20 protein-coding genes are annotated in these 26,178 nt (G+C 54.7%); 7 read left to right on the top strand and 13 right to left on the bottom strand.

Annotated elements, in window-relative coordinates; all coding sequences use genetic code 11:
* Positions 1 to 292: 292 nt before the first annotated feature.
* The 7 genes from BUC32_RS16805 to BUC32_RS16840 form a co-directional block, all read right to left on the bottom strand.
* Positions 293 to 2,134 (bottom strand): UvrD-helicase domain-containing protein, encoded by a 1,842-nt coding sequence (locus tag BUC32_RS16805; protein WP_073255627.1) that lies wholly within the window; start codon positions 2,132 to 2,134, stop codon positions 293 to 295.
* Positions 2,135 to 4,231 (bottom strand): ATP-dependent nuclease, encoded by a 2,097-nt coding sequence (locus BUC32_RS16810; protein WP_073255630.1) that lies wholly within the window; start codon positions 4,229 to 4,231, stop codon positions 2,135 to 2,137.
* Positions 4,232 to 4,519: 288 nt separating this feature from the next.
* A complete protein-coding gene (gene istB, locus BUC32_RS16820) occupies positions 4,520 to 5,284 on the bottom strand; it encodes an IS21-like element helper ATPase IstB (RefSeq protein WP_073255636.1) in 765 nt (254 codons plus the stop codon).
* On the bottom strand, positions 5,281 to 6,780 hold the full coding sequence (gene istA, locus BUC32_RS16825; protein WP_139280766.1) for an IS21 family transposase: 1,500 nt from the start codon (positions 6,778 to 6,780) through the stop codon (positions 5,281 to 5,283). Before istA ends, istB begins: the two co-directional genes overlap by 4 nt.
* A 250-nt stretch (positions 6,781 to 7,030) precedes the next feature.
* Entirely contained in the window at positions 7,031 to 8,275 is a 1,245-nt protein-coding gene (locus tag BUC32_RS16830) for an AAA family ATPase (protein ID WP_175556958.1), read from the bottom strand.
* Positions 8,276 to 8,558: 283 nt separating this feature from the next.
* On the bottom strand, positions 8,559 to 8,822 hold the full coding sequence (locus tag BUC32_RS16835) for a hypothetical protein (protein WP_073255645.1): 264 nt from the start codon (positions 8,820 to 8,822) through the stop codon (positions 8,559 to 8,561).
* A 340-nt stretch (positions 8,823 to 9,162) separates the two neighbouring features.
* The gene (locus BUC32_RS16840; RefSeq protein WP_073255648.1) at positions 9,163 to 11,442 is read right to left on the bottom strand and encodes an adenosylcobalamin-dependent ribonucleoside-diphosphate reductase; all 2,280 of its coding nucleotides are present in this window, start codon (positions 11,440 to 11,442) and stop codon (positions 9,163 to 9,165) included.
* Between the two features lie 164 nt (positions 11,443 to 11,606).
* Here BUC32_RS16840 and BUC32_RS16845 point away from each other — a divergent pair, with 164 nt between their 5' ends.
* Positions 11,607 to 12,038 (top strand): DUF1489 family protein, encoded by a 432-nt coding sequence (locus BUC32_RS16845; RefSeq protein WP_073255651.1) that lies wholly within the window; start codon positions 11,607 to 11,609, stop codon positions 12,036 to 12,038.
* A gap of 100 nt (positions 12,039 to 12,138) precedes the next feature.
* Positions 12,139 to 12,597, top strand: coding sequence for a cupin domain-containing protein (locus BUC32_RS16850; protein ID WP_073255654.1), 459 nt, complete (start codon positions 12,139 to 12,141; stop codon positions 12,595 to 12,597).
* Positions 12,598 to 12,613: 16 nt separating this feature from the next.
* On the opposite strand, the gene hisG is transcribed toward BUC32_RS16850, so the two are convergent.
* The 4 genes from hisG to BUC32_RS16870 form a co-directional block, all read right to left on the bottom strand.
* A complete protein-coding gene (hisG, locus tag BUC32_RS16855; protein WP_073255657.1) occupies positions 12,614 to 13,303 on the bottom strand; it encodes an ATP phosphoribosyltransferase in 690 nt (229 codons plus the stop codon).
* Positions 13,300 to 14,385: an ATP phosphoribosyltransferase regulatory subunit gene (locus BUC32_RS16860; protein WP_073255659.1), complete on the bottom strand. Its 1,086-nt coding sequence runs from the start codon at positions 14,383 to 14,385 to the stop codon at positions 13,300 to 13,302. The genes hisG and BUC32_RS16860 overlap by 4 nt, the downstream gene beginning before the upstream one ends.
* Positions 14,385 to 15,875, bottom strand: a complete 1,491-nt coding sequence (hisS, locus tag BUC32_RS16865) for a histidine--tRNA ligase (protein WP_073255764.1) — start codon at positions 15,873 to 15,875, stop codon at positions 14,385 to 14,387. The genes BUC32_RS16860 and hisS overlap by 1 nt, the downstream gene beginning before the upstream one ends.
* A gap of 92 nt (positions 15,876 to 15,967) precedes the next feature.
* Complete coding sequence (locus BUC32_RS16870) at positions 15,968 to 16,771, bottom strand: crotonase/enoyl-CoA hydratase family protein (RefSeq protein WP_073255767.1); 804 nt, start codon at positions 16,769 to 16,771, stop codon at positions 15,968 to 15,970.
* 102 nt (positions 16,772 to 16,873) lie between these two features.
* On the opposite strand from BUC32_RS16870, the gene BUC32_RS16875 reads away from it, so the two are divergent.
* Positions 16,874 to 17,068: a SlyX family protein gene (locus BUC32_RS16875; RefSeq protein ID WP_073255662.1), complete on the top strand. Its 195-nt coding sequence runs from the start codon at positions 16,874 to 16,876 to the stop codon at positions 17,066 to 17,068.
* Between the two features lie 122 nt (positions 17,069 to 17,190).
* Here BUC32_RS16875 and dnaE read toward each other — a convergent pair whose 3' ends face one another.
* The gene (gene dnaE, locus BUC32_RS16880; RefSeq protein WP_073255665.1) at positions 17,191 to 20,709 is read right to left on the bottom strand and encodes a DNA polymerase III subunit alpha; all 3,519 of its coding nucleotides are present in this window, start codon (positions 20,707 to 20,709) and stop codon (positions 17,191 to 17,193) included.
* 138 nt (positions 20,710 to 20,847) lie between these two features.
* Entirely contained in the window at positions 20,848 to 21,027 is a 180-nt protein-coding gene (locus tag BUC32_RS16885; RefSeq protein ID WP_073255668.1) for a hypothetical protein, read from the bottom strand.
* Between the two features lie 442 nt (positions 21,028 to 21,469).
* Between BUC32_RS16885 and BUC32_RS16890 the strand changes: the two genes are divergently transcribed.
* Genes BUC32_RS16890 through BUC32_RS16905 form a run of 4 tightly spaced genes read left to right on the top strand, consistent with a single transcriptional unit; the run spans position 21,470 to position 26,109 of the window.
* Positions 21,470 to 23,005, top strand: a complete 1,536-nt coding sequence (locus BUC32_RS16890) for an ABC transporter ATP-binding protein (protein WP_073255671.1) — start codon at positions 21,470 to 21,472, stop codon at positions 23,003 to 23,005.
* Positions 23,002 to 24,084: an ABC transporter permease gene (locus tag BUC32_RS16895; RefSeq protein ID WP_073255674.1), complete on the top strand. Its 1,083-nt coding sequence runs from the start codon at positions 23,002 to 23,004 to the stop codon at positions 24,082 to 24,084. The genes BUC32_RS16890 and BUC32_RS16895 overlap by 4 nt, the downstream gene beginning before the upstream one ends.
* A complete protein-coding gene (locus BUC32_RS16900; RefSeq protein ID WP_073255676.1) occupies positions 24,084 to 25,004 on the top strand; it encodes an ABC transporter permease in 921 nt (306 codons plus the stop codon). Before BUC32_RS16895 ends, BUC32_RS16900 begins: the two co-directional genes overlap by 1 nt.
* A 34-nt stretch (positions 25,005 to 25,038) precedes the next feature.
* Entirely contained in the window at positions 25,039 to 26,109 is a 1,071-nt protein-coding gene (locus BUC32_RS16905; RefSeq protein ID WP_073255679.1) for a BMP family ABC transporter substrate-binding protein, read from the top strand.
* Positions 26,110 to 26,178 lie beyond the last annotated feature (69 nt).

A 26,178-nucleotide genomic window follows, 5' to 3' on the forward strand; every position in this document is an offset into this window, starting at 1 on the left:
ATTGGCAGGGAATTGAAACAACCAACCCTGATCAGCAGGAGCGAAAAGTAGCTTAAACTACGCCAGATCCTGTCCAACAAATGGGGAGTAGCTCATTATGAGGAAGGTGGGGTCAGAACACCGGTTACGTATAGTTTGTTACCCAACCGGAAACACTTGGGATTCAGCCTACCACTGTTTGACTGGCTATTTTGGAGCGCGTCATTATCGGACAAGGACTTAATACTCGGATTGACCACGGTTTCTCTTCCCTCAGCTCTTGTCTGCTATCAATCGACCGAAACCCTGAAACTTATAGGTAGGAAACTTGATCTTTCCTGAACAGTCCTGCGTCAATCAACTCTGCTCCTGCCGCCTTGGCATCTATAGAGAAAAACAAAACTCGCAAATTCACTTCAGCACGAGAGAAGCAAACGTAAGCGAGTTTTTCTGTTAGCTCTCGTTGCCGATCCGTTGGTTGACCAGCAACATTCGGTGTGAGGAACTTCGAAAAACTATATGTGTTCCAGTTCGCTTCTATATCATCGATCATAACAAGGACGTTTTCGTACTCTTCTCCTTTTGCACCGTGCTGCGTGCTAAACGGAGAACTCTCGTCGAGAAAACTAAAGTAGCGCTCCAGCTCTTCGGTCCCCAGCTCAAAAAACTCATCGGCCAGCCAGTCGCCTTTCTCACGTTGATGATCCTCCATATCTCGATCAAATTCTTCCCGAGGTTTACGGTCCATTTGATACGCAAGCCGTTCAGATATTGTACACAGATCATTGTCGTGACAATATTCAAGCACCTCCTTCACAGACCGGGTTTCCCACATCTCTCTGAGTTTTTCGGTGTGTTGCACAGCGTGATCTAGCATCGCTTTCAGCGATTTGCTCTTGTTCTTCCCCGTATCGGAGAAAGCGGGACTAATCCGACGCAGCGTTTCTATGATCCTCTTCGCATCGCCCTTTCGGGAGGCCTCAACGAGTTCAAAAACTCCATCCACGAAAGGCTTAAAAAGATAGTGGGTGCCATCTTCGTAGACAGATTGTGAACGCGAGGATGAATAAGTACCGGTGAACAGAGAGTGGATATTTTTAAAGTCCAATCTCCGTGCAATCATACGCCTGGCCAAAAACAGGTTTTTCACGGACGGCAGGTTTTCCCATCCCCATTGCGCAACAGCATTTGTGTACTTCGAAGTAACATCATCAAGCTGTTCAACTGTATATGTGTTTCTTGGTCCAGAAGGATCAGGTGCCTGAACAACTGTGATTTCAACGCTTCCTTCGATTTCTATGTTCTTGCCTCCTGGTACTTGCTGCAAGTCCGACCTGAAGTTATTGAGAAGATCGATTACCGACGTCGAACATCGAAAGTTCTCTTCCTTGGGTATTATCTCTGCACCCTCCGGCCCCGAGAAGCCTCCCGCACGTTTGTCGTAGATTTGCTGCATCGGGTCGCCAAAATACCCAATTAACGGAAGGCCATCCTTTGCGCATATTGCGTTCAATGCGGCCATTACTTGAGGGAAAGTGTCCTGCGCTTCATCGACAAAGAAAAATGGGTATTTGAACCCAAGACCTTTTCGCAAGATCGGCCTGTTGGAGATTAGAAACGAAGCAACATCGATAACGTCGTCATGGTTCAGGATGCACTGGGCGTAGTCACTTATCGCCGTTTCCTCATATCTGACCTTTGGCTCCTCTTTGAGCGCTTCCAACTCTTGCGACAGCCTTTGAACCTTTTCCCGTGCGTTTCTCGCTCTTTGGGAGGTTCCGCCGTTATCATCCTTTTGCGCTTTTGCAATGTGCCTCGGGATTACATCCTCGCAAAGTGCTTCCCGCATTGCATTTTGAAATCGAAAAATCTCGCCCCACAAAAACCCATGAAGGGTGGTCACCAGAAAAAGATCATCAAATCCGAGTTTGGAAGAAATCACATCGACAGCACGGTTGGTATAGGTGATGCATACGACGCGTTGCCCGTTTTTTCGGAGTTCTTTTCCATGTTTGTCACGTATTTTTTTTAGAGCTTCGACGAGCGATGTGGTTTTTCCCGAACCAGCACCAGCAATTACAGAAAACGATTTTTCGTCAGAGATACACTCGACAATTCTTCTGTCTGCCTCTGTCGGCTTCAGAACAGTTTCCATTCATACCTCCTCGGCATTCTGGCATAGTTGTCCATCCAACCAGACCAGACCTTCAGAGATGTATTGCGGAACGTTCCAGGGAAGCTGCGCGACGCCAGTGTTGGCACCTTCTTCTTCATCATGCTGTTGAGGCGGCTCGTAAGCCAGCACATTCATCGCAAACTCGGTTTTTTTGAATGTGGAGCTTTTGATACGTTTCCAGACATCTCTATGCAGGGCGGCAAGATCGTCTGGTAGATCAATATCAATGCTCAATGCATCGTTTCGAAATAGGTCAAGGTTCTCATAAACGAAAGCTTCCTCAAGTGTCCTTCCGTGGAAAATTTGCGCTTGTCCTCCCACATCTATCGAGACAGGCGTTTGATAGCTGATGAAACGCATTCCGTCAGCCTGCTCACGATCCGCTTTCGTTTTGGCGGCGAGTGTTTTTACGCTGCTATCATCGAAAAAGTAACCAAGAGTAGCATTCGAGGACACCGCATTGTCTGCTGTTGCAATACAGTTTTTGCGACTATTTGCAGGGTCAACAGAATCGATATCAGTGATGATAAGGTAGGGAATCTCCAGGAATTCCAGCAATCCGGCAAAACGCATTCCGTACGCCCCACCTACCTCGAGAACGGTCAAATATTTTTTGTTTAGGCTATTGGCTGAAAAATCGATCATGCGAGGCAACAGAAGCTTTTCAACCGACCCTTCAACTAGAATGGCCGCATCTGAAAAGAAAAGGTCGCAATGGGTAAGGCGTAAATACTTCTTCAAGAAGGAAAGAGCCACTTCTGGTGAGACAATTTCTCCATCCAAATCGATTGGCTCCGGCTGAAACTGAGCGAGACTGTGCACTGTGGTTCCATGGAATGTTTCACCGTTTTGAGCATCATTGACGGACTTGCGGCGGAAGTACCGAATTTTGGAAAAATCAACAGTATCGAGAATGTGTGAAGAGTGTGTAGTGACAGCGAGCTGTGGGGTGCTTTCGCCGTCTGGCGTGCCTTCAGTCAACACATCCCACATTTGACGAATAAACGTCTGCTGAACTTGAGCGTGGAGGTGAACTTCAGGTTCTTCGACAAAAATCACCTGACATAGCGGGCGGTCTTCCTCGGTTGCAAGCCATTGTCTGTAGAAATGATCAATTTGAATTGCCATGAAAACGAGGTTCTTGAACCCCAGTCCATTATAGGCTTCGGGAAGCTCATGGCTCGTGTTGGCGTCTACGTAGTATAGCTCTGTGTTCCCGCGCAATGCGTCTTCCGAACTCAACGTTGAAACAACCTTCATGGCGCGATCATTGTCGGAAGGAAGCCCAAGCCCACCAATCATTGTCATCAAAGGTGCAAAGCGTTGAGTGTAATGGCTGGTCAGGTTTTCGTTGTTCTGCTCGATGATGGCTATCGCTTCCTCGGCCAGTTCCGCTTGCTCAAGATTGCGTCTGTAGTAGGTCGCAAACGCTTCGGAGAGCCTGTTGCTCCTTGCAGCATTCTCGTCATCGATGTTTCGCTGTGCGTCGACAAAATCGACACGCACCAGTGAGCTAAGAATTTTCTTTCCATCTTTCGGGTCCAGTGGCGTTGGCAGCGGATCGTTGTCCGTGCGCTCCAACGACGAAAACTGCACACTAAAGTGCTTTCTCAAATTCCCTTCAAAATCCAGAAAGTGACTTAGCGTTCGTTTTCGAGCGCCATCCTGAGCCGCTGGAAAGGCCAAATCATACTGCCTCCAGAGTTCTTTGGCGTCATCAACCGTTAGCGAACACCGAATTCCGATTTCGGAAAAATCTGTCGATAGAGTTGTTGCAAGGGCGAAAACCCGCCCGAACGAAACCGCGTTGGGATCAACTTTGAACCAGAGATCGAGCTCAATCGACGGTAGGCTTTGCCCTTCGTCATTCACGTAAGCATCAATCGCTGATATACTGCTGACCGAAAAATCGTGTATCTTGAAGTCGCGATTTCCTAGAAAACTTCGCATAACGGCGGTCGCCGAAGTTTTCCCACTGTTGTTTGGACCAACAAACACAGTCTCTTTCTCTTCGAAATCCAGATCGATGCTTTTCAGTCGGCGAAAATTTCTTACGGAGATGCTGTATAAGCGCATTCAAAGCCTCGTATACTATTGAGGCTACAGTATCACCATTGGGGACACTTAAAAAGTGAATTACGAGTGCTTTAATCTATTTCGAGTTGCGAATCTCTACATCCCGCGGCAGAATTTCCGGTGAGACCGAAGGTGCCCATTTTTTGTGCCTGTCAACGGCGGTGTAAAAACCTGCCACCGTGGCGGAGTAAAAGTAGGCCATTTTGGTGCGAGCACCTTGGAGCGTGCAGCCATCAAATAGCAAGCACGTTCCAAGGCGCATTGGCCGCCAGGCCAATTATTCATTTGTCAATTTGAAGGGTTTGCGAGGCGTTCGCGGCTTTGTTTCAGGCGATAGCTTTCGCCGTTCATCTCCAGGATGTTGACGTGGTGTGTGAGCCGGTCGAGCAATGCGCCGGTGAGACGTTCGGTGCCGAAGGTTTCCGTCCATTCTTCGAACGGCAAATTGCTGGTGATCAATGTGGAGCCTCGTTCGTAACGCTGTGAGATCAGCTCGAACAGAAGTTCTGCGCCGGTCTTGCTGAGCGGCACAAAGCCCAACTCATCAATAATCAACAACTTCACCTTGGCCAATTGCCGCTGACGAAGCAGCAGGCGCTTCTCGTCTCTGGCTTCCATCAGTTCATTGACCAACGCCGCCGCTGTTACAAAGGCCACCGGCAGTCCCTTTTGACAAGCCGCAAGGCCCAGCCCGAGCGCGACGTGGGTTTTGCCAGTGCCAGAGGGGCCGAGGGCGATGACATTCTCCTGGCGTTCAATCCACTCACAGCGGGCCAGCTCCAGTACCATCATCTTGTTCAACGAAGGCATGGCTTTGAAGTCGAAACTATCAAGGCTTTTGACGGCCGGAAACTTTGCAGACTTGATCCTGCGCTCCACCATGCGGCGTTCCCGGTCGATCAGTTCCAGCTCCGTCAGCCGGGCCAGATAGCGCACATGGTCCACACCTTCGGCGGCACAGATACGTGCCTGCTTGTCATGCTCACGCAGGAACGTCGGCAGGCGCAGGGTCTTGAGGTGATGGGCCAGCAGCAGCTCTGGTGCATCTGTCATGCCTCACCTCCCGCCAGCAAGCTCATGTAGGAGGATGCGGATGTTGTGGCGATATTGGTTCTGGGCAGGAACGGGTAAACATCCAAATCCAGCCGAGGCGGGCGTCGTTCCACCCGGCACAACAACAGATGCTTGATGGCGTCGAAGCTGATCGCACCCATTCGCAGGGCATCCCTGATGGCCAGATGCAGGACCTCGATCTCGAAGCGTTCCAGCAGGCGCAACACCTGCACGTACTCACGCTTGCCTGCGTTGCCTTGCCGGGCTTCCAACAACCGCTGAAGTGTGGCGAAGGCTTCTGGCAGCTCCCAGTTTTGCAATGGGGCGGCCTGATCAAAGGACATGATCTTGCGCTCGATCAGGCGCAGGTAATGTACTGGGTCAAACACCATATCACCTGTGTCATAAGAGCGGGGATGGTCTGCGATGATCTCTGCCGCGCAGCCGATCACAACACGATCCACGAAGCCTTTGATCCAGACCTCGCGGTGACCGAAGGCCACGGGTACAGAGTAATCATTGCCGCGATAACGCACGACGGATGTCGACGTTACCTGACTGCTTTGCAGATCGCAGGCTTCAAAAGGCGCGACTGGCAGGGGGCGCATCGCCAGCAAGTCCGCTTCCAGGCGGTCAGCAATGCTGATCTTGTGACCGCGCAGGATGTCGGCCTGCCGTTTGCGGCATTGCTCCTCCAAATACTCGTTGAACGCATCCCAAGTGGCGAAGCGTGGTATCGGCACCATGAAGTTGCGCCGTCCGTAGCCAACCAGACCTTCGACCTTGCCTTTGTCGTTACCCTTGCCTGGGCGGCCATACCGGTCCCCAATCACGTAATGCGACAGCATCGCGCTGAACCGCTGCGTGCGATTGCGGGTGCCATCCGGCATGATCTTGGCCACCAGGCAACGGTCATTGTCGTAAAGGATGGAACGCGGCACTGCGCCGAAGAAGGCAAAGGCATGCACATGCCCGTCAAGCCAGGCTTCAGTGTTAGCAGCAGGGTAGGCACGAATATAACAGGCATCGCTGTGCGGCAGATCAAAGGCGAAGAAGTACGCCTTCTGCTCTATCCCGCCAATGACAACCAGCGCTTCGCCAAAATCCGCCTGCCCATACCCCGGAGGATGGCTCAGCGGCACAAACATCTCCTTGCCGCTGCGCTTCCTGGCACGCACATAATCTTTTACAATCGTATAACCACCATCAAACCCGCATTCGTCGCGCAACCGCGCAAAGATCCGTTTGGCTGTGTGTCGCTGTTTGCGTGGCCGGGCCTTGTCTTCAGATAACCACTGGTCAATCTGGCCTGTGTAAGGATCAAGCTTGGGGCGCTTGATCGGCGCAGTCCGCCGATAACCTGGCGGTTCGGAATACGCCAACATCTTCGAAACACTATCTCGGCTGATCCCAAAATCCCGAGCAATCTGACGCCCGCTCAAACCTTCCTCATAGTGAGCGTGACGAACCTTCAAATACAAATCCACGGTGAATATCCCCAAGCCCTCCCATCAAATGAAAGGGCAAAAGTGGCCGACTTTTACGCCGCCCGCGACAACACAATGCCGCCGCTACCGTGGCCGAGTATTGCTCCGCCGATTACATATTCGTACTTTCCATCTGTTTCATCGCCCCCTCCAATCATGTTTCAAGCCCGTGCACAAAAGTAACCGTCAAACCGCAGCTATTCGAAAACGTCATTCAGTTTGAGCTTGGGTTTTCAAATTGACGCTTTGAAAACCCTTCCTAGGCACGACCCACTTCACTCTGCCCAAAATCAACCAGAATTCGGATCAACTCTTTTGATCTTCTCAGGCTGGCATGCTGTGAGAAATCGTTGATCAACATCTCATGGTCCGCCATCGTGAGCGGGATCATTCTTTGATCTACGCCGCGCTCCTCGGCATAGGCCGCATGCATTGATCGCAGGATCGCGGGAAGCTGGCTGTGTGTCGGCGTCTCCATCTTGTATACAACACAACGACTCCGCAGCGGCTCCGGAATGCGCTCGATGTAATTAGCTGTGAACACCCAGCTAATTGTTGAGCAGTCGGTCGTCGTCGACAGAAACTTGTCACGGTAGGTTCTTGCATCTGTTGGCTCGGTCAGTAGCAGAAGCTCTGAATAGATGTCGCCATTTTGCGAGGGGCGCACCTTGTCGATTTCATCCACAACCAGAATTGGGTTCAGGACTCCTTGCTTGAGAACAGCCGTCGTCATGACGCTGGGTAATGCGCTGCTCCATCCGGCGGATACGCCGAAGATCTGTGAGTCATTGTGACCTGCGACGGAGACAATCTCGGGCGCAACACCAAGACCCTCAAGCATGGCCCGCACCATGGTGGTTTTACCAACACCCGGTTCCCCAAGAATGATGGTCGGGCGAATTCGAATGATGTCGTCGCCAAGAGCAAAGCCTCGCCGCATTTCCCCCAGAAGCCCTTCAATCACGTCACCTGCGTTCGGAAACCGCGATTTGACGGCTACCGCATTCGCCAGTGCCTCTCGGTCGAAGTGGGCCACATCATCAATTACAAATAGCTTTTCGCATTTGTTCAAACCGGATCGGACAGAACGCGGTAGATCTGACTTATTTCGGGCACCCGTAATGTAACGCCGCTCGGGCTCTTTTCCTTCTTCAGGCAACGGAACCTTCAACGCTTCAATAATTGTGTTGAACTCTTCTTCGTCGGTGACCCGCAACAGGCGCCTCAACAAAGACATCGGTTCTCCGACATTGTCGTGGCCGTCCGCCTTCCACGCCTTGAAATAGCGTTCTTCCAAGGCCCTGGCCCAATCCTCATCCTCGTGCCAGCGAAAGTGATCCAAGGTCTCTCGGAGTTGCTGGCGTTTGCTGGCTGTTTGGATCGCGGTCTCAACAAGCTGGAAATCCAGATGGTCCCAACCTTCGAAGAGGTCCTTTAGTACTGAGAATTTCAATGGGCCCAGAACCTCAAGTCGCTTCAGTTCAGTTTTAAGATCTTTGTCCATGTTTGCCTCGTGCAATGCCATGTGGAATTGGTAGGAGGCATCGGACTCGAACCGACTCGTGCACTCTAATCTGGAGCTACAGGGATATAAGTCCCGCCCGCATACCCATGCTGCCTCCCGAAAATCGGGTTATCGGATGGAAACCGATATTCGTTGGCAGGATGATGTGAGCAGGAAGGGCATGAGATTGGTCTTTGTTCTTGCGTTTTGTTGCTGAGTGGCTTTGGCGATCAAGTGGCTCGCAACCTAGAGAGATAAACTCTGGGTAAGGTCGGTCGCCGTTCTAATTTGATGACTTCAGGAAGTTCCGGACCCGCGCTTGAATCCGCAACTGATCATACGGTGTCAATTGCATGCCACTGGTAAGGTCCTGTTCAAAAGTGGCGAAGTCTTCACCGGTCAATTCGTTAGAGAAATCATCATCTCCCTGAAGGGCCAGGGCAAGATTACGTTTGCGTGTTTTGAGTAAGAAGGCGGACAAACGATCACAAAGCTTGAGGAACTTCTCATTGTCTACTTCATCGGATTTTTCAAAACTGGTTTTCATTCTGGGGTTTCCCAAATTGGGTTCGAATTTAGGTCATCCAGAAACAGGATGACCAGTCAACGGAGCCGCCAACCAGAAAGTGGCAGCGGCTTACACGATTGATATGTGTTTGTTCGAATCCATGCAGAACGATTGATCGAAATCCAAAATCAGTCAAGGGCAGCAGTGTGAGTTGACCCGTTATTCTGCTGCCGCAAAACACTGTCTGGCGCCTCTTTCGAACCCCAACAAAATAAGGGCCCGTAGAGTTTTGGGCATTTTATGCCTGCAAAAACCGGCTTAACTCGCCCAATTGGGCATCTTATGCTTGGTTATACACAACAAAGCCTTGTCGATTAATTCAGCCGCATTTGGAATGCCCGCAGGACCCACATGTCATGCAGCCTTCGATCATACGTAGCTCGAACTGGCCACAGGAAGGGCAGGCTTTGCCACGCGGCGCTTCGCCTACCGCCATAACCTCGGCTTGCGGATCGGATTTAAGCCCCATACCCTCGCCTTCAATAAAGCCGATGGTGATCATGTGCCGCTCGATCACGCCGCCAATCGCCGCCAGAATGGAGGGAATATATTTGCCTTCCATCCAGGCGCCGCCGCGCGGGTCAAACACGGCTTTCAACTCTTCAACCACAAAAGAAACATCACCACCGCGACGGAAAACGGCCGAAATCATCCGTGTCAGGGCCAGCGTCCAAGCGTAATGCTCCATGTTCTTGGAGTTGATGAACACCTCAAACGGGCGACGATGGCCATTGATGATGGTGTCATTCACCGTGAGGTAAATCGCGTGCTCACTGTCAGGCCACTTCAGCTTATAAGTAGCTCCCTCAAGCGATTGCGGGCGTTCCAGCGGTTCGGACATATAGATCACTTCGCCGTCTGCCACGTGATCCGCAGGTTTTTCGCCGGGCGCACTTTCCGCGGTTTCTGATACGGCCAAAACCGATCCTGTCACATCGTTTGGACGATACGTGGTGCAGCCTTTGCACCCGGTATCCCACGCCTGCATGTAAACGTCTTTAAACTCTTCAAAACCGATATCCTCGGGGCAGTTGATTGTCTTCGAGATACTGGAATCAATCCATTTCTGCGCAGCTGCCTGCATGCGCACATGGGCGGCAGGCGCAAGCGTTTGGGCATTGACGAAATAGTCCGGCAAAGCTTTGTCACCAAACTTGTCGCGCCACATCTGCACAGCGTAGTCGACAACTTCTTCTTCGGTGCGGCTACCGTCTTTTTGCAAGACTTTGCGCGTATAAGCATAGGCAAACACCGGCTCGATACCCGACGACACGTTGCCGGCATACAGGCTGATCGTGCCGGTAGGGGCGATTGAGGTCAGTAACGCGTTGCGAATGCCGTGTTCAGCAATCGCGGCCTTCACATCCTCATCCATCTGGCTGACAAGACCGCCGGACAGGTATTTTTCCTTGTCAAACAGCGGGAAGGCACCTTTTTCCCGCGCCAGATCGGCAGAGGCCAGATAAGACGCGCGCGCAATGGCTTTCATCCAGATTTCGGTCTGTGCGGCACCTGTTTCGCTACCGTATTCCAGCCCCAGCATCAGCAAGGCATCGGCCAGACCAGTCACCCCAAGGCCGATACGACGTTTGGCTTGCGCCTCTTGCTGTTGGGCTTCCAGCGGGAAGCGCGACGCATCGACAACATTGTCCATCATCCGCACTGCTGTTGCGACCAGATCGGACAGTTCCGCCTCATCCAGCGCGGCATGACCTTCAAACGGGTCTTTGACCAACCGGGCGAGGTTGATCGACCCTAAAAGGCAGGCACCATAGGGTGGCAGAGGTTGCTCACCACAAGGGTTGGTGGCCGAGATGTCCTCGCAATAGTTCAGGTTGTTCATCTGATTAATACGGTCGATGAAAATCACACCGGGTTCGGCATAATCATAGGTCGACTGCATAATCTTGTTCCAAAGGTCACGCGCTTCAACCGTGTGATAGACCTTGTCCCCGAACTTTAGCTCCCACGAACCATCAGCCTTGACGGCTTCCATAAACGCGTCAGACACCAGCACCGACATGTTGAACATGCGCAACCGCGCGGGATCAGATTTGGCTGTAATGAAGTGTTCAATATCCGGATGATCACAGCGCATCGTCGCCATCATCGCACCGCGACGCGATCCGGCAGACATGATCGTACGGCACATCGCATCCCAGACATCCATGAACGACAATGGACCAGACGCATCCGCTGCAACGCCTTTGACATCTGCTCCACGTGGGCGAATGGTCGAGAAATCATAGCCTATGCCGCCACCTTGCTGCATGGTCAGTGCGGCCTCTTTCAGCATATCGAAAATGCCACCCATGCTGTCAGGCACCGTGCCCATGACAAAACAGTTGAACAGGGTCACATTGCGCGCCGTACCTGCCCCAGCCGTGATGCGACCCGCAGGCAGGTATTTGAAATCTTCAAGGGCGGCGTAAAACTTATCTTCCCAGTCATTCGGGTTCTTTTCGACCTTCGCCAAGTCGCGCGCAACACGCCGCCAGCTGTCTTCAACCGTCAAGTCAATCGGTTTGCCGTCCGCTTCTTTGAAGCGATATTTCATGTCCCAGATGGACTCGGCAATGGGGGCGGCAAAACGGCTCATTTAGTGATTCCCTGAAACTCTGTGTGGCGAAGAGGCATCCAGATTAGACCAGATCGACCTTCCCGCACAACCAAAACACACGCAAAAAAACACAACTGCTTGCTGCTGTTGCGAAGTAAACTACAATATACAGATGTTTCTTGGGAAGAATCTGTGGGTAAGCTGTGGATAAGTTCGTAAATCTTGTAAAGCTCAGTGTCGGATCAGAAAGCGTTGATACGCTGATCGACTGGCAAGCCACGCGCGCGGCCCAGTCTGAGGATGCCCTACCCCGCCACGTGACACGCATGTGGCCCAAACGCGAGCCTGAAATTCTTCAGGGTGGCTCGATCTATTGGGTCATCAAAGGGGCTATTCAATGCCGCCAGCGTATCCTGCGGCTGGACGAAGTGATTGGTGTGGACGGCATCCGGCGCTGCGCGATCGTGCTGGAACCGGCTGTCATCCGAACCGAAACCGCCCTGCGTCGACCGTTTCAGGGGTGGCGGTATCTCAAACCCGAAGACAGCCCGGCAGATTTGCGCGACCAACGCATTGACGACGATAGCCTGCCCATTGAGCTGGCAACCGCTCTGGCGGAAATCGGGGTACGTTGACGCCCTTTGTGTGTCGCGCGCACAGACCCTGTGCAGTGATCACCCTTTCTTGATTGAAACGTGGCCCCTACCTTTTTGATTGTTCAAAAGGAGACCCGTCATGCCCCCGTTTCACAGCCAATACACGTCCGCAGAAACACTCGATTTCCCCGGCGCGATCACCCTCAAAATCCTGCTGACCGGCGAGCAATCCGGCGGAACATTGGAGGTCTTCGAAGATATCGCTCAGCCCGGCGTGGGTCCGGGCCGTCATATCCACCATGATCAGGACGAGACATTTTTCTTTCTCGAAGGGCAATTCGATGTCGAAGTCGATGGTGTCTTACATCACATGTCACCCGGCGATGTGGCGTTCGTGCCGCGTGGGTCTGTTCATGCTTTTAAAAACGTCGGCGACGCCCCGGGGCGGTTGCGTTATGTCTTTTCGCCCGCACTAAAGATGGAGGCCATGTTTCGGGCTTTGCACGCGACTTTGGGCACCCAAGGTGATCTGTCTTTTGAGGACATGGAAAAAGTCGCCACCGAGCACGGGCAAACTTTTGTGGGGCCACCTTTGTAAGGTGGCCTGAGAAAGCTTAGCGCAGTTTATCCAGCAATGCCGACAGCACCTTGCGGTCGGGGTCAGAGTAAGTCGCGACACGGCTTCTCCACAAAGTGGCCTGAGATTTCAGGATTGGCCCATCGCCCAGAATCTTAAGGTGATTGGCGCGCAATGTCTCACCGGTCGAGGTGATATCGGCAATCGCCTCGGCTGTTTCATTCTTAACAACACCTTCGGTTGCGCCCTGACTGTCGACCAACTGGTAATCCGCGACACCATTGTGCTGAAGGTACTCGCGCACCAGCCGGTGGTATTTGGTTGCAACGCGTAGACGAAAACCGTGATTGGCCCGAAAAGCCGATGCTGCTGCATCCAGATCGTCCAGCGTCTCCACATCGACCCAACAGCTGGGAACCGCCAAAATAAGATCGGCCTGTCCAAATCCAAGCGGTGCGACTTCTTCCAGTTGTTGTTCCCAACGGGGCAACTTCTCGCGCACCAGATCAGTACCGGTGACACCAAGATGAATGCGTCCCGAAGCCAGCTCTCGCGGAATTTCCCCGGCAGAGAGCAAAACCAGCTCGACACCTTCGACACCTTCGACAGCACCTGCGTATTCGCGATCTGATCCGGTTCGCGCAAGCGACACGCCACGTTTTCCAAACCAGTCAAAGGTTTTATCCATCAACCGCCCTTTGGACGGCACACCCAGCTTAATTGTCATAGTGCACCCTCCAGTTCCAAAAGCAGACCGGGGCGGATCACGCCCCCGACGGCCGGAATTTCACGACCCTGCCCCAGCACACGTGTCAGCGCATCATAGCGCCCGCCGGTGGCGACAGGCGGAAGATCGGGACGCCCTTCGGCATAGAGCCCAAACACAAAGCCGTCGTAATACTCCATCGAGGTGCGGCCGTAGCTCGCCTCGAACTCCAACGCGTCCACGTCGACGCCCTGTTCTTTGAGCGCTTCGATCCGATCTTTGAGGCAATACACAGCCTCTGTGATTGCCGGCATATCAACGGCGATGTCGCGCAGTCGCTCCAAGGCAAATGGCAACTTCTCTCTGACCGAGAGAATGGCTTCAATCAATGCGACCTGCCCATCGGAAATCGGCGGCGCCTTGGCATCTTCGCGCAGGGCTTCGATACGCTCAGAAATCTCAGCTTGCGAGCGTAACCCTATTTGCGGTTTACCGTGCGCCATCGGATTCGGATTTGTCAGCAAAGCTGCCCGGCTGGCAGGCACCGGACTGCGCCCGGAAAATCGATCCAACAAGGCACGGAACCGCCGTGGACGCCAGATATGCCGCATCAGCGCGTTTTTGCGTCGATCCGTTGTGTCCAACCCCGCAACGGCTGCCTTCAATATCCCCATATCACCGGTTGCCGCCCGTAATTCCAATGTGCCCAACGCCCTTTGGATCAGGGCAAAGACTTCGGCATCTGCCGCACCGGGGTTTTCGCGGTCGAACACCTCATAGCCCACTTGCGCGTATTCATTGGGCTTGGTGGGATCGTCTTCCTGACGGCGGAAAACTTCGCCCGCATAGGTATATCGCGCAGGTTCAGCCCCATGTTCCATATGCATCTGCACCACGGGCACCGTAAAGTCCGGGCGCAGCATTTGCTCGCCGCGCAACGCATCCGACGTCACATAGGCACGCCCACGAATGTCTTCGCCGTAAAGGTCCAAAAGCACCTCGGCGGGTTGCAACAAGGACGCCTCAACCGGATTGGCCCCAGCAGCCTCAAAGATCGCACGGATTTCAGCGCCACGGGCGCGGATTTTTGCCTTTTTGGGCATCAGCCGTCCTGCCCCTCGAGAATTTCGCGCACTTTGGCGACCAGTTGATCGCGAGGCACTTCAAACTGGCTGGGGCGCTCTTTCCACTCTTCGTGGGTGGCGCTTTGAGCGATCTTGGCTCCAAGGATCAGGTCCTTGATCTGCACAACGCCGTTTTCTTTCTCATCCCCGCCTTCGATCACCGCAATAGGGCTGCCGCGGCGATCCGCATACTTCAGCTGATTGCCAAAGTTCTTGGGATTACCAAGGTAAACCTCGGCACGAATACCGGCATTGCGCAGTTCCGCCACCATCGACTGATAGTCGGCCATACGATCGCGATCCATAACGGTCACGACCACGGGCCCTTCGACACGGCCACCAAGGCGGCCTTTTTCGCGCAGCGCTGCCAGCAAGCGATCCACGCCAATGGACACACCCGTTGCAGGGACGGCCTGACCAGTGAAACGTTTCACCAGATCGTCATAACGCCCGCCACCGGCGACCGAGCCGAACTGACGCTTGCGGCCTTTTTCGTCAAAGATTTCAAAAGTTAACTCGGCCTCGTAAACCGGCCCCGTGTAATACCCGAGACCTCGCACAACGGACGGGTCGATCTCGATCCGATCCGCACCATAGCCGCCTGCAGCCAACAGGTCAGCGATCTGTTCAAGTTCGGCGATGCCTTCGGCACCGATAACCGAGGTGCCAACCGCACCCCGCAGGTTTTCAAATGTCTTGGCGACGTCCGCGGCCTTGGAAGTCAGAAATGCAATCACAGGCTCTGCCTGATCATCGCTAAGGCCAACACCGTCGATGAAAGCACCGGATGCATCCAGCCGACCCTTGGTCAGCAATTCGCGTACACCTGCCTCACCCACTTTGTCGAACTTATCAATAGTGCGCAGCACGTTGTCACGCGCGCCTTCACCTTCGGGCAGGCCCATGGCCTCGAGCACACCATTCAAAACCTTGCGGTTGTTGACCCGCACCAGATAGTCGCCGCGCGGAATGCCCACGGTCTCTAAAGTGTCCGACAGCATCGCACAAATTTCGGCATCTGCGGCCATGCTGGAGGTACCAACAGTATCCGCATCGCATTGATAAAATTGACGATATCGGCCCGGACCGGGTTTCTCGTTGCGCCACACAGGTCCCATTGCATAACGGCGATAAGGTGTCGGAAGATCATTGCGGTGCTGCGCATAGACACGCGCCAAGGGGGCGGTCAGGTCATAGCGCAAGGCCATCCAATCGCCGTTGCCATCATCGTCAGATTCCTGCCAGGCAAACACGCCTTCGTTGGGACGGTCGACATCGGGCAGAAACTTGCCCAGCGCCTCAACCGTTTCCACAGCGCTCGATTCCAGCGCGTCAAAACCATAGCGATGATAGACCCCGGCAATCTTTTGCAGCATCTCAGAGCGCTCGGAAACTTCGGCGCCGAAATAGTCGCGGAACCCCTTGGGCGTTATTGCCTTGGGGCGAGGGGCTTTTTTCACTTTGGCCATGGTCATGGTCCCTTTGGAAAGTCACTTGCCAGTGCCTTTACCCAATGCCCCGCGTGGGGGCAAGCTAACCCTCTGTCACAGGTGGTTCAAAGTCAGATGTCAGAGAAGTCTCCACCACGACCTTTGCCGTCTGAAAACCGCGCTGCTCCGGCGACGCCTTCTGCACTAAATGATTGAAAAGATTCCCATTCTCGCCGCAATGCCAACGCCAAATCACGTCCCGAGAGCTGCGCAGAGGCAAGGTCTGCCTGCATACAGGACTGCGGAAATGTCACGAGCGCATCCGCCAGCCTTTTTGCTTCGCCCAAAGCCTGCCCGTTTGGGACAACACGATCGGCAAGCCCCATTGAGTGTGCTTCTTTTGCCTGCACGGGGCGACCCGTGAGGATCAGATCATTGGCCCGTCCTTGCCCCAGGATGCGCGGCAAACGCACTGTGCCACCATCAATCAAAGGCACGCCCCAGCGGCGACAGAACACGCCGAAAATGGCGCTTTCGGCGGCCACGCGCATGTCGCACCACGCAGCCAGTTCAAGGCCGCCAGCCACGGCGTAGCCCTCGACAGCGGCAATGACGGGTTTTGACAAAACGAGGCGAGAGGGGCCCATTGGTCCCGGTGCTGGTTGAGAGCAAGCATCAACCCAACTCTCTGAAATTTCGACATTTTTCAACCAATCCTGCCCGTCACCTGAAGCCGCAGACTTGAGGTCGTAGCCCGCACAAAAATGCCCATCCGCACCGGTTAGAATGGCGACATCCGCCGCCTCATTCGCTTCAAATGCCAGAAAAGCATCATACAATTTCTGGGCCGTTTCAGGGTTCACAGCATTGCGCGCTTGGGGGCGATTGATGGTCACAACTGTGATCCGCGACTCGGTTTCAACTGTCACTGTCATAATGCGGTCCTCCTGCTTTCCAGAGTTCTGTCCGAGCATCGACAAAGCAAGACAAACGCAACGTCGCTTGACCCAGACGCCCACCAAGCCTATCGAGCGGGCATGGAAAAGCTTGAAGAACAAATCGCCCATTTGACCCGCACAGTCGAAGACCTGTCCGAGGTTGTCGCCCGTCAGGACACCGAAATTGCGGTGCTTACGCGGCGCGTGCAGATGCTGATGGAACGCGAAGCGACGCGGGAAACAGACGGCGGCGGCGGTGTGATCATGGGAGACGAGCGTCCACCGCATTACTAGGCCAAATTGGCAAAATGACCGTTTTGTACAAAAGTTTTGGGGTGGACTCTCCGTTTTGTACAAAATGAAAAACGCTTGCTTATGGCAGGATCGGCGGGGTGAAACCCCGCCCTACGGGTCGCCTAGAACTCTTCGACTTCCATCACACCATCGAGGGATTTGATCGCACCTTTGATCTGCGGATTGACCGGGCATTCGATGCCCAGATCCATCTCGACCTCGCCGGGCAGATCGTTTTGCATGAGGCAGAACATAATCGGTCCTTTTGCGCCACGCTTTACGGTTTGCATGGATTGCTGCAACACGTTGGCCACCGGGATCACGGCGGTGATATCCTCGACATAGATTTTGAGCCCGGCGGCGCCAGCATCCGCCACGATGGTATCGATTGGTGCAATCGCGCGGGCGAGCAGTTTTAGCTGATCCGCCTCCATCGTTGCCTCAACAGTGACCACAACCTTGGAGCCTGTTTCAAGATAGTCGCGGCTTTTTTCCAGAGTGTCGGAAAAAATCGTGACCTCATAAGCACCGGTTGGATCGGACAATTGCGCAAAGGCAAAGCGGTTGCCGCGTGCTGATTTGCGTTCTTGGCGGCCCGAAACCCGGCCTGCGATTTTCACCACGCAAGGCCCCATTCGGGCCTGTTCGGTGGCTTCATCCAATGTCAGCACTTTCTTGCGCTTGAGCGCAGTCATGTAATCTTCGAGCGGGTGGCCCGAAAGGAAAAATCCGATGGCTTTGGCCTCTTCGTCGAGACGTTCGGCCGGGAGCCAATCGCTCACAGGGGACAGACGCGGTTCAGGCAGATCGTCGCCTGCTTCGCCAAACAGCGACACCTGATTTGAGGCCTTTTGTTCAAAGATCGCGGCAGAATATCCAACAAGTGAATCGAGGCTTTCCAGAACACGGCGGCGGTTCTTGTCCAACTCGTCAAAGGCACCAGACCGGGCCAGCATTTCCAGGGGGCGTTTACCGACGCGCTTCAGATCAACCCGGCGAGCCATGTCAAACAGCGTGGCAAAAGGTTTTTCGACGCCGTCTATTTTGCGGCCCTCAGTGACCAGTTTCATCGCTTCGACGCCGACGTTTTTCAGCGCACCGAGCCCGTAAACCAACGCACCTTCGCGCACCGTGAACGTGGCCTCGGACCGGTTCACGCAAGGGGGAATGTAGGGCAGCTGGAGCTTTTTCTTCACTTCTTCGAAGTAGACCGCCAGCTTATCCGTGAGATGGATATCGCAGTTCATCACACCGCCCATGAACTCAACCGGGTGATTGGCCTTGAGCCATGCCGTCTGATAGCTGACCACCGCATAGGCGGCAGCGTGGGATTTGTTAAAGCCGTAGTTGGCGAATTTTTCGAGAAGGTCAAAAACTTCAGAGGCCTTTTTCTGGTCGACCCCGTTTTCCATCGCACCCTTTTCAAATTTGGGGCGTTCCTTGGCCATTTCTTCGGCGATCTTCTTACCCATGGCGCGGCGCAGAAGGTCTGCTCCCCCCAGCGAATAACCTGCCATGACCTGCGCGATCTGCATCACCTGTTCCTGATAGACGATGATGCCTTGGGTTTCTTCAAGGATGTGGTCGATCAGCGGATGAACGGATTCAATCTCGCGCAGCCCGTTTTTGACCTCGCAATAGGTCGGAATGTTCTCCATCGGGCCGGGACGATAGAGCGCCACAAGGGCGACGATGTCCTCAATACAGTTGGGTTTCATGCGCTTGAGCGCATCCATCATGCCGCTGGATTCCACCTGAAACACAGCGACCGTGGCGGCGTCGGCATAAAGCTTGTAGCTGGCTTCGTCATCCAGAGGGATGGCGTTGATCTCGTTCACAGCGCCTTCGGGGGGCTCATAGAGTTCTGCGCCATCAGCCGAAAAATGGATATCGCGGCCTGCGGCCTTGATCAGATCGACGGCGTTTTGAATGACGGTCAGGGTTTTCAGGCCCAAGAAATCGAATTTGACCAAACCGGCCTGTTCGACCCACTTCATATTGAACTGGGTGGCGGGCATATCGGAACGCGGGTCCTGATAAAGCGGCACCAGTGCGTCGAGGGGGCGGTCACCGATCACCACGCCCGCAGCGTGGGTCGAGGCGTTGCGCAACAGGCCTTCGACCTGTTGGACATAGTCCAGCAGACGTTGCACAACTTCTTCGTTGCGGGCCTCTTCGCGCAGGCGCGGCTCATCGGCCAGCGCCTTTTCGATGCTGACCGGTTTCACGCCTTCGACCGGGATCATTTTGGACAGGCGATCGACCTGACCGTAGGGCATCTGCAACACGCGGCCGATGTCGCGCACGGCAGCCTTTGACAACAACGCCCCAAAGGTGATGATCTGGCCAACCTTGTCGCGACCGTATTTTTCCTGAACATAGCGGATCACTTCTTCGCGGCGGTCCATGCAAAAGTCGATGTCAAAGTCGGGCATCGAGACACGTTCAGGATTGAGGAAGCGTTCGAAAAGCAAGGAATAGCGCAATGGATCAAGGTCGGTGATCAACAGCGCATAGGCCACAAGGCTGCCCGCGCCCGATCCCCGACCGGGGCCGACAGGAATGCCCTGATCCTTACCCCATTTGATAAAGTCGGCAACGATCAGAAAGTAGCCGGGAAAGCCCATGCCTTCGATGATGCCGAGTTCAAAGTCGAGCCGTTCCTGATATTTTTCAACGCTGACCGCGTGGGGGATCATCGACAGGCGATAGTTTAGACCCTCCTGGGCCTGGCGGCGCAGTTCGGTGACCTCATCGTCGGCAAATTTGGGCAGGATCGGATCGCGGCGATAGGCCTGAAAGGCACAACGCTGGGCGATCTCGACGGTGTTTTCAATCGCTTCGGGCAGGTCGGCGAACAGCGTGACCATTTCCTGCGGGCTTTTGAAGTAATGCTGGGGCGTCAGGCGGCGGCGGCCCTCTTGTTGGTCAACATAGGCGCCTTCCGAGATGCAGATCAGCGCGTCATGGGCCTCGTACATGTCGGTTTTGGGGAAATAGACATCGTTGGTCGCGACCAGCGGGATATCCATCGCATAGGCCATTTCGACAAAGGGGCGCTCGGTCAGGCGCTCGGCCTCGGGCTGGCCTGCCTCGCCGGGGTGGCGTTGCAGTTCAATATATAGCCGGTCAGCGAAAATTTCGTGAAAGCGGCGCATCATGGCCTGGGCAGCATCGGTCTGGCCGTTGCGCAGGAGCCTCCCCATGGGACCATCCGAGCCACCGGTCAGACAGATCAAACCATCCGAATTTACCTGCAATTCGTCAATCGAGACCTGCGGCAATTGCCCACCGCTGTCGACATAAAGACAGGACGAGAGCTTCATCAGGTGTTCATAGCCGGTTTCATTCTGAGCAAGCAGGACCACGGGCGCGGGTGGCGGGGGCTGTGTGCGCCCTGATGGGTCATCATGCGGCATGGTCACGTCGACCTGACAGCCGACAATAGGCTGAACCCCTGCCCCGCTGGTGGTCACTGAAAACTCAAGCGCGGCGAACATATTGTTTGTGTCGGTTATCGCGACGGCGGGCATGTCCATAGCAGCGCACATGCCGGGCAGCTTCTTGACGCGCAGCGCGCCCTCGAGAAGGGAATATTCGGTGTGGGTGCGAAGATGAATGAATCGGGGCTGTTTGCTCATTCGGGCAAGCTAGCGCAGCGGGGGGCGGAGGTCACGGGGGTTTGGCGGCTGGTTATACGTTTTGGTCACCGAACAGAGAACAGGCACCACGAGGGGCCGCCCCGCAAGACACCTTTGTGACGACCCGCGATTGGGAATTCAGCGCAGCTTACTGATTTTGAGCTTGTCTTGTTTGGCTCTGGTCTTTGTTGAGTCCTCGGACCGCGTGAGCGCTTTGGCGATCGACTTCAGACCCATCCCCTTTGCCGCCAAGATATGCAGTTTTTGAATTTCTTCCTGGGTCCAAGCCTGGCGGTGGCGTTCGAAACGTTCGGCCATAAGAGGCGTCTACCTTATCATTGTTTCTGGGCTGCTTTGAGTATGGTCGTGCACCCGCGCCGACGCAATGGCAGTAACCAAATGACCAGAAACTGTCTGTAGAGTAGGTGTGGAGGCTGCGCGGATCCCCGATTGGCGATCAAAAAAGGCGTCTGAAACGGCTCGTTTCGAGATCTTTTTGCCAAGTTAATCTTCGGGTTTACCCGGTGTATAATTGGGTCTTTCAATTTTTCCAAGATAATCAACACCTAAAATCTGCATGTTTTCCTCATGTTTTCAAAGGCTTCGCATTTGCCGATTTTCCCAGATTTTCTCAACCCCCGTCATTCTGCGCCGAAGTTATCCTTGCCGAATCCCGGCCCTGCTCCCTAGGGTGTGAGCGCTCGAACAAAAAGGCACATGGGGCATTCGAACTCGTGGCCGCAACAGGGAACAGAATTTCATGACTGGGACATTGCTCAGCATTTCAGGCTTGACCAAAGCCTATCCAGGCGTGGTCGCCAACGACACCGTATCCTTTGACATCCAAGAAGGCGAAGTTCACGCCCTTTTGGGGGAAAACGGCGCTGGAAAATCCACACTGGTGAAAATGATTTACGGGTTGGTAAAGCCCGACAGCGGCACCATGACGTGGCGCGGCGAGGCCTTTGCCCCGCCCGAACCCAAAGCCGCCCGCGCATCAGGCGTGGCGATGGTGTTTCAGCATTTTTCGCTTTTTGACGCCCTGAACGTGGCCGAGAACGTCGCTCTGGGCATGGAAGATCCCCCCAAGATGCGCGATCTGGCCCGCCAGATTCGCCGGGTGTCCGAAGCCTATGGCCTGCCACTTGATCCCAACCGGACTGTGGGTGATCTGTCGGCGGGCGAACGTCAGCGCGTTGAGATCATCCGCTGCCTGTTGCAGGACCCCAAGCTGTTGATCATGGATGAGCCGACATCGGTTCTAACACCGCAAGAGGTGGAAATCCTGTTCAAGACGCTGAACAAGCTGAAGTCTGAAGGCACGTCGATCCTGTATATCAGCCACAAGCTGGAAGAAATTCGCACACTTTGCGATCACGCGACCATCTTGCGGTTGGGCAAAAACGTTGGCGAATGTGTTCCGGCGGAAACCTCGGCCCGCGATATGGCAGAGCTGATGGTCGGCGATACATTGCAGACCCCCACACGCTCGACCGAAAAGACAGGCGACGTCATGCTGGATGTCTCTGGTCTGTCGCTGCAGCCGACCTCGCCGTTTGGCACGACACTGAAAAACATCCACTTCACAGTCAGGGCAGGTGAAATCCTTGGCCTTGGCGGGGTTGCGGGCAACGGGCAGGACGAACTTCTGGCGGCCCTTTCGGGTGAATCAACCACATGGCCCGATGCGGTCAAAGTGAAGGGTCGGGATGTTGGACATCTGGGACCTAACGCGCGGCGCGAGCTGGGTATTCTGGCGGCCCCCGAAGAACGGCTGGGCCACGCAGCAGCCCCGGACATGAGCCTTGTCGAAAACGCGCTTTTGACCGGGTTGATCCGCAAAAATCTGACGTCGAACGGGTTTGTTGACTGGGCCGGCACCACGGCATTTGCCGATGAAGTCATCAAAGAGTTTGACGTGCGCACACCGGGATCTGACCGGGCGGCGCGATCGCTGTCTGGCGGCAACCTGCAAAAGTTTGTGATTGGTCGCGAAGTTCTGCAATCACCCGAAGTGTTGGTAGTCAACCAGCCAACCTGGGGTGTGGATGCGGCCGCGGCGGCGTCGATCCGCCAGTCGCTGTTGGATTTGGCCGCGGGCGGTGCAGCCATTGTCTGTATCAGCCAGGATCTGGATGAGTTGATGGAAATCTCCGACCGGTTTGGCGCGCTGAACGAAGGCCGCATGTCAGATATCCGCCCGGCTGCGGGTCTGTCGATTGACGAAATTGGCCTGATGATGGGCGGTGCCCATGGCATGGAAGTGGCCCATATCAACGAAGGAGCGGACGCATGATTAAGCTGGAAAAACGCGCCCAACCGTCGCGTACGCTCGCCCTGTCGACGCCGCTCATTGCGGTTGTCATCACGATGATCGCCGGTGGGTTGCTGTTTGCAGCCCTTGGCAAGAACCCGTTTGAAGCCATTGGAACCATCTTTTGGGAACCGCTGTTTGGTGAGTTTGCGTTCTACTATCGCCCGCAATTGCTGGTCAAAGGTGGGCCGTTGATCCTGATTGCGATTGGCCTGTCATTGGGTTTCCGCGCAGGTATCTGGAACATTGGGGCCGAGGGTCAGTACATCATGGGCGCCATTTGTGGTGCCGGTGCTGGATTAGCGTTCTACCCTATGGAAAGCATCTTTATCTTTCCGATCATGATCCTTGCAGGCGCCTTGGGCGGCTGGGTCTGGGCGATGATCCCGGCGTTGCTGAAAGTGAAATTCGGCACCAACGAGATCCTTGTGTCACTGATGCTGGTTTATGTGGCCGAACAATTGTTGGCCTCTGTGTCGCTGGGTCTGCTGAAAAACCCACAAGGGTTTGGCTTTCCGGGGTCGCGTAACCTGCAGGAATATGCATCTGCGCATAATGCCGAGCTGATCACAGGAACCGGCATGCACTGGGGTGTTTTGTTCGCCTTTATCGCGGTCATCATGTCCTACGTTTTGCTGAACAAGCACATCCTTGGGTTCAACATTCGCCTCACGGGTGAGGCCCCACGGGCCGCGCGTTTTGCAGGGGTGAATCCAACCCGGTTGATCCTGTTCTGTCTTGGGACCTCGGGTGCTCTGGCAGGCCTTGCGGGCATGTTCGAAGCCTCGGGTCCGGCGGGTCAGATCAGCATCGACTTTGGTGTTGGCTATGGCTTTACCGCGATCATCGTGGCCTTTCTGGGCCGTTTGCATCCGGTCGGCATTCTGCTGGCGGGCTTGCTGATGGCGCTGACGTATATTGGCGGCGAAATTGCCCAGTCGAACATGGGGCTCCCTGCGGCGGCCATTCAGGTCTTTCAGGGGATGCTGTTGTTCTTCCTTCTGGCGCTCGATCTTCTCACCAACTTCCGTATCAAATTTGCAGTGAAGGGGGCCGCATAATGGATCTCTCAGCCATCAATCCCGTCCTCCTGATTGCCTCGCTTATGGTGGCGGCAACACCACTGTTGCTGGCCGCTGTTGGAGAGCTTGTCGTTGAACGCGCCGGTGTTCTGAACCTTGGCGTAGAAGGCATGATGATCGTGGGCGCCATCGGCGGTTTCGCGGTCTCGGTCGAAAGTGGATCACCCTATCTGGGTCTGGTTGCGGCCATGGCCGCAGGCGCCGGTCTGTCACTGTTGTTTGCCTTTCTCACACAGTTCGCATTGGCCAATCAGGTGGCTTCGGGCCTAGCCCTGACGTTGTTTGGTCTGGGCCTGTCGGCCCTGATGGGTCAGGGCTATGTCGGGATCAAGCCGCCCGCGTTGGGCAACATTCACATTCCGGTCCTGAGTGATCTTCCGGTGATTGGCCCCATTCTGTTTGGCCACGATCCGGTGCTGTATATCGGTATTGCACTGGTCGCAGCGGTCTGGGCCGTGCTGAAATACAGCCGCATTGGTCTGGTACTGCGTGCGGTGGGTGAAAACCACGAAGCCGCCCACGCGTTGGGATATAACGTCATCCGCGTGCGGGTTCTGGCCATTATGTTTGGGGGTGCCTGCGCGGGCCTTGGTGGGGCTTACATCAGCCTGATCCGGGTGCCACAGTGGACTGAAGGCATGACCGCCGGTATCGGCTGGATCGCGCTGGCGCTGGTGGTTTTTGCCAGCTGGAAACCATGGCGCGTTCTGCTGGGAGCTTATCTTTTTGGCGGTATCAACGTTTTGCAGCTCAATCTGCAGGCCGCCGGTATTGCAATTCCGGTCGAATACTTGGCAATGTCGCCCTACATCATCACTATTCTGGTGCTTGTCATTATGTCTGCTGACAAGAGCCGTGCGCCGGCTTCGCTTGGCCGCATATTCCATGCCTCTCAGTAGGCCAAATAAAAAACGTAAACAGGGAGTATTACGTATGAAATTGACCAAACTTTTGACCAGTGCTGCGCTGGTGGCTGGTCTTGCCACCTCGGCGATGGCCGACAAAACCAAAGTAGGTTTTGTCTATGTTGGCCCGATCGGTGACGGCGGCTGGACCCACGAGCACGACAAAGGTCGTCTCGCGGTAGAAGCTGAATACGGTGACAAGGTTGAAACCGTCTATGTGGAATCGGTGCCAGAAGGCCCGGACGCAGAACGCGTGATGACCGATATGGCGCTGAAAGGTGCCGACATCATCTTCACCACGTCGTTTGGCTACATGGACCCAACCATCAACGTCGCCAAGAAGTTCCCGAAAGTGAAGTTCGAGCACGCCACCGGGTATAAGCAAGCTGCCAACGTATCGGTCTATTCAGCCCGTTTCTACGAAGGTCGCGCCGTACAGGGCCACATTGCCGGTCAGATGACCAAATCCAACACTATTGGTTACATCGGATCCTACCCGATCCCAGAAGTGATCCGGGGCATCAACTCGGCCTATATCCACGCCAAAGAAGTGAACCCTGACGTTCAGTTCAAAATCGTCTGGGCCTACACTTGGTTTGACCCGGCCAAAGAGGCTGACGCGGCCAAGGTTCTGATCGAACAAGGCGCGGACGTGATCCTGCAGCACACAGACTCGACCGCACCTCAGGCTGCGGCACAGGCTGCTGGCAACGTCATCACCTTTGGTCAGGCATCCGACATGAGCGAATATGCTCCGATGCCACGCGTATCATCGATCATCGATGACTGGGCGCCCTACTATATCGCCCGTGTTGGTGCGGTCATGGACGGCACCTGGGAGAGCGTGAACACATGGGACGGCATTGGTGCTGGCATGGTTGGCATTGGCGAGATTTCCGATGCTGTTCCGGCTGAGATCAAAGCTTCGGCTCTGGCGCTGAAAGACAAGCTGGCTGACGGCTCGTACCATGCCTTTACCGGCCCTGTGAACAAACAGGACGGCTCGGCCTGGTTGGCTGACGGCGAAACGGCTGACGACGGCACACTGGCTGGCATGAACTTTTACGTCGAAGGTATCGACGGCGACGTTCCGCAGTAAGCCGGACATCCAGACACAGACAAGAAGGCCCGCCAATAGGTGGGCCTTTTTTTGTTGTTACGGGGCTGT

This window comes from Shimia gijangensis (assembly GCF_900142085.1).
Classification (GTDB): domain Bacteria; phylum Pseudomonadota; class Alphaproteobacteria; order Rhodobacterales; family Rhodobacteraceae; genus Shimia; species Shimia gijangensis.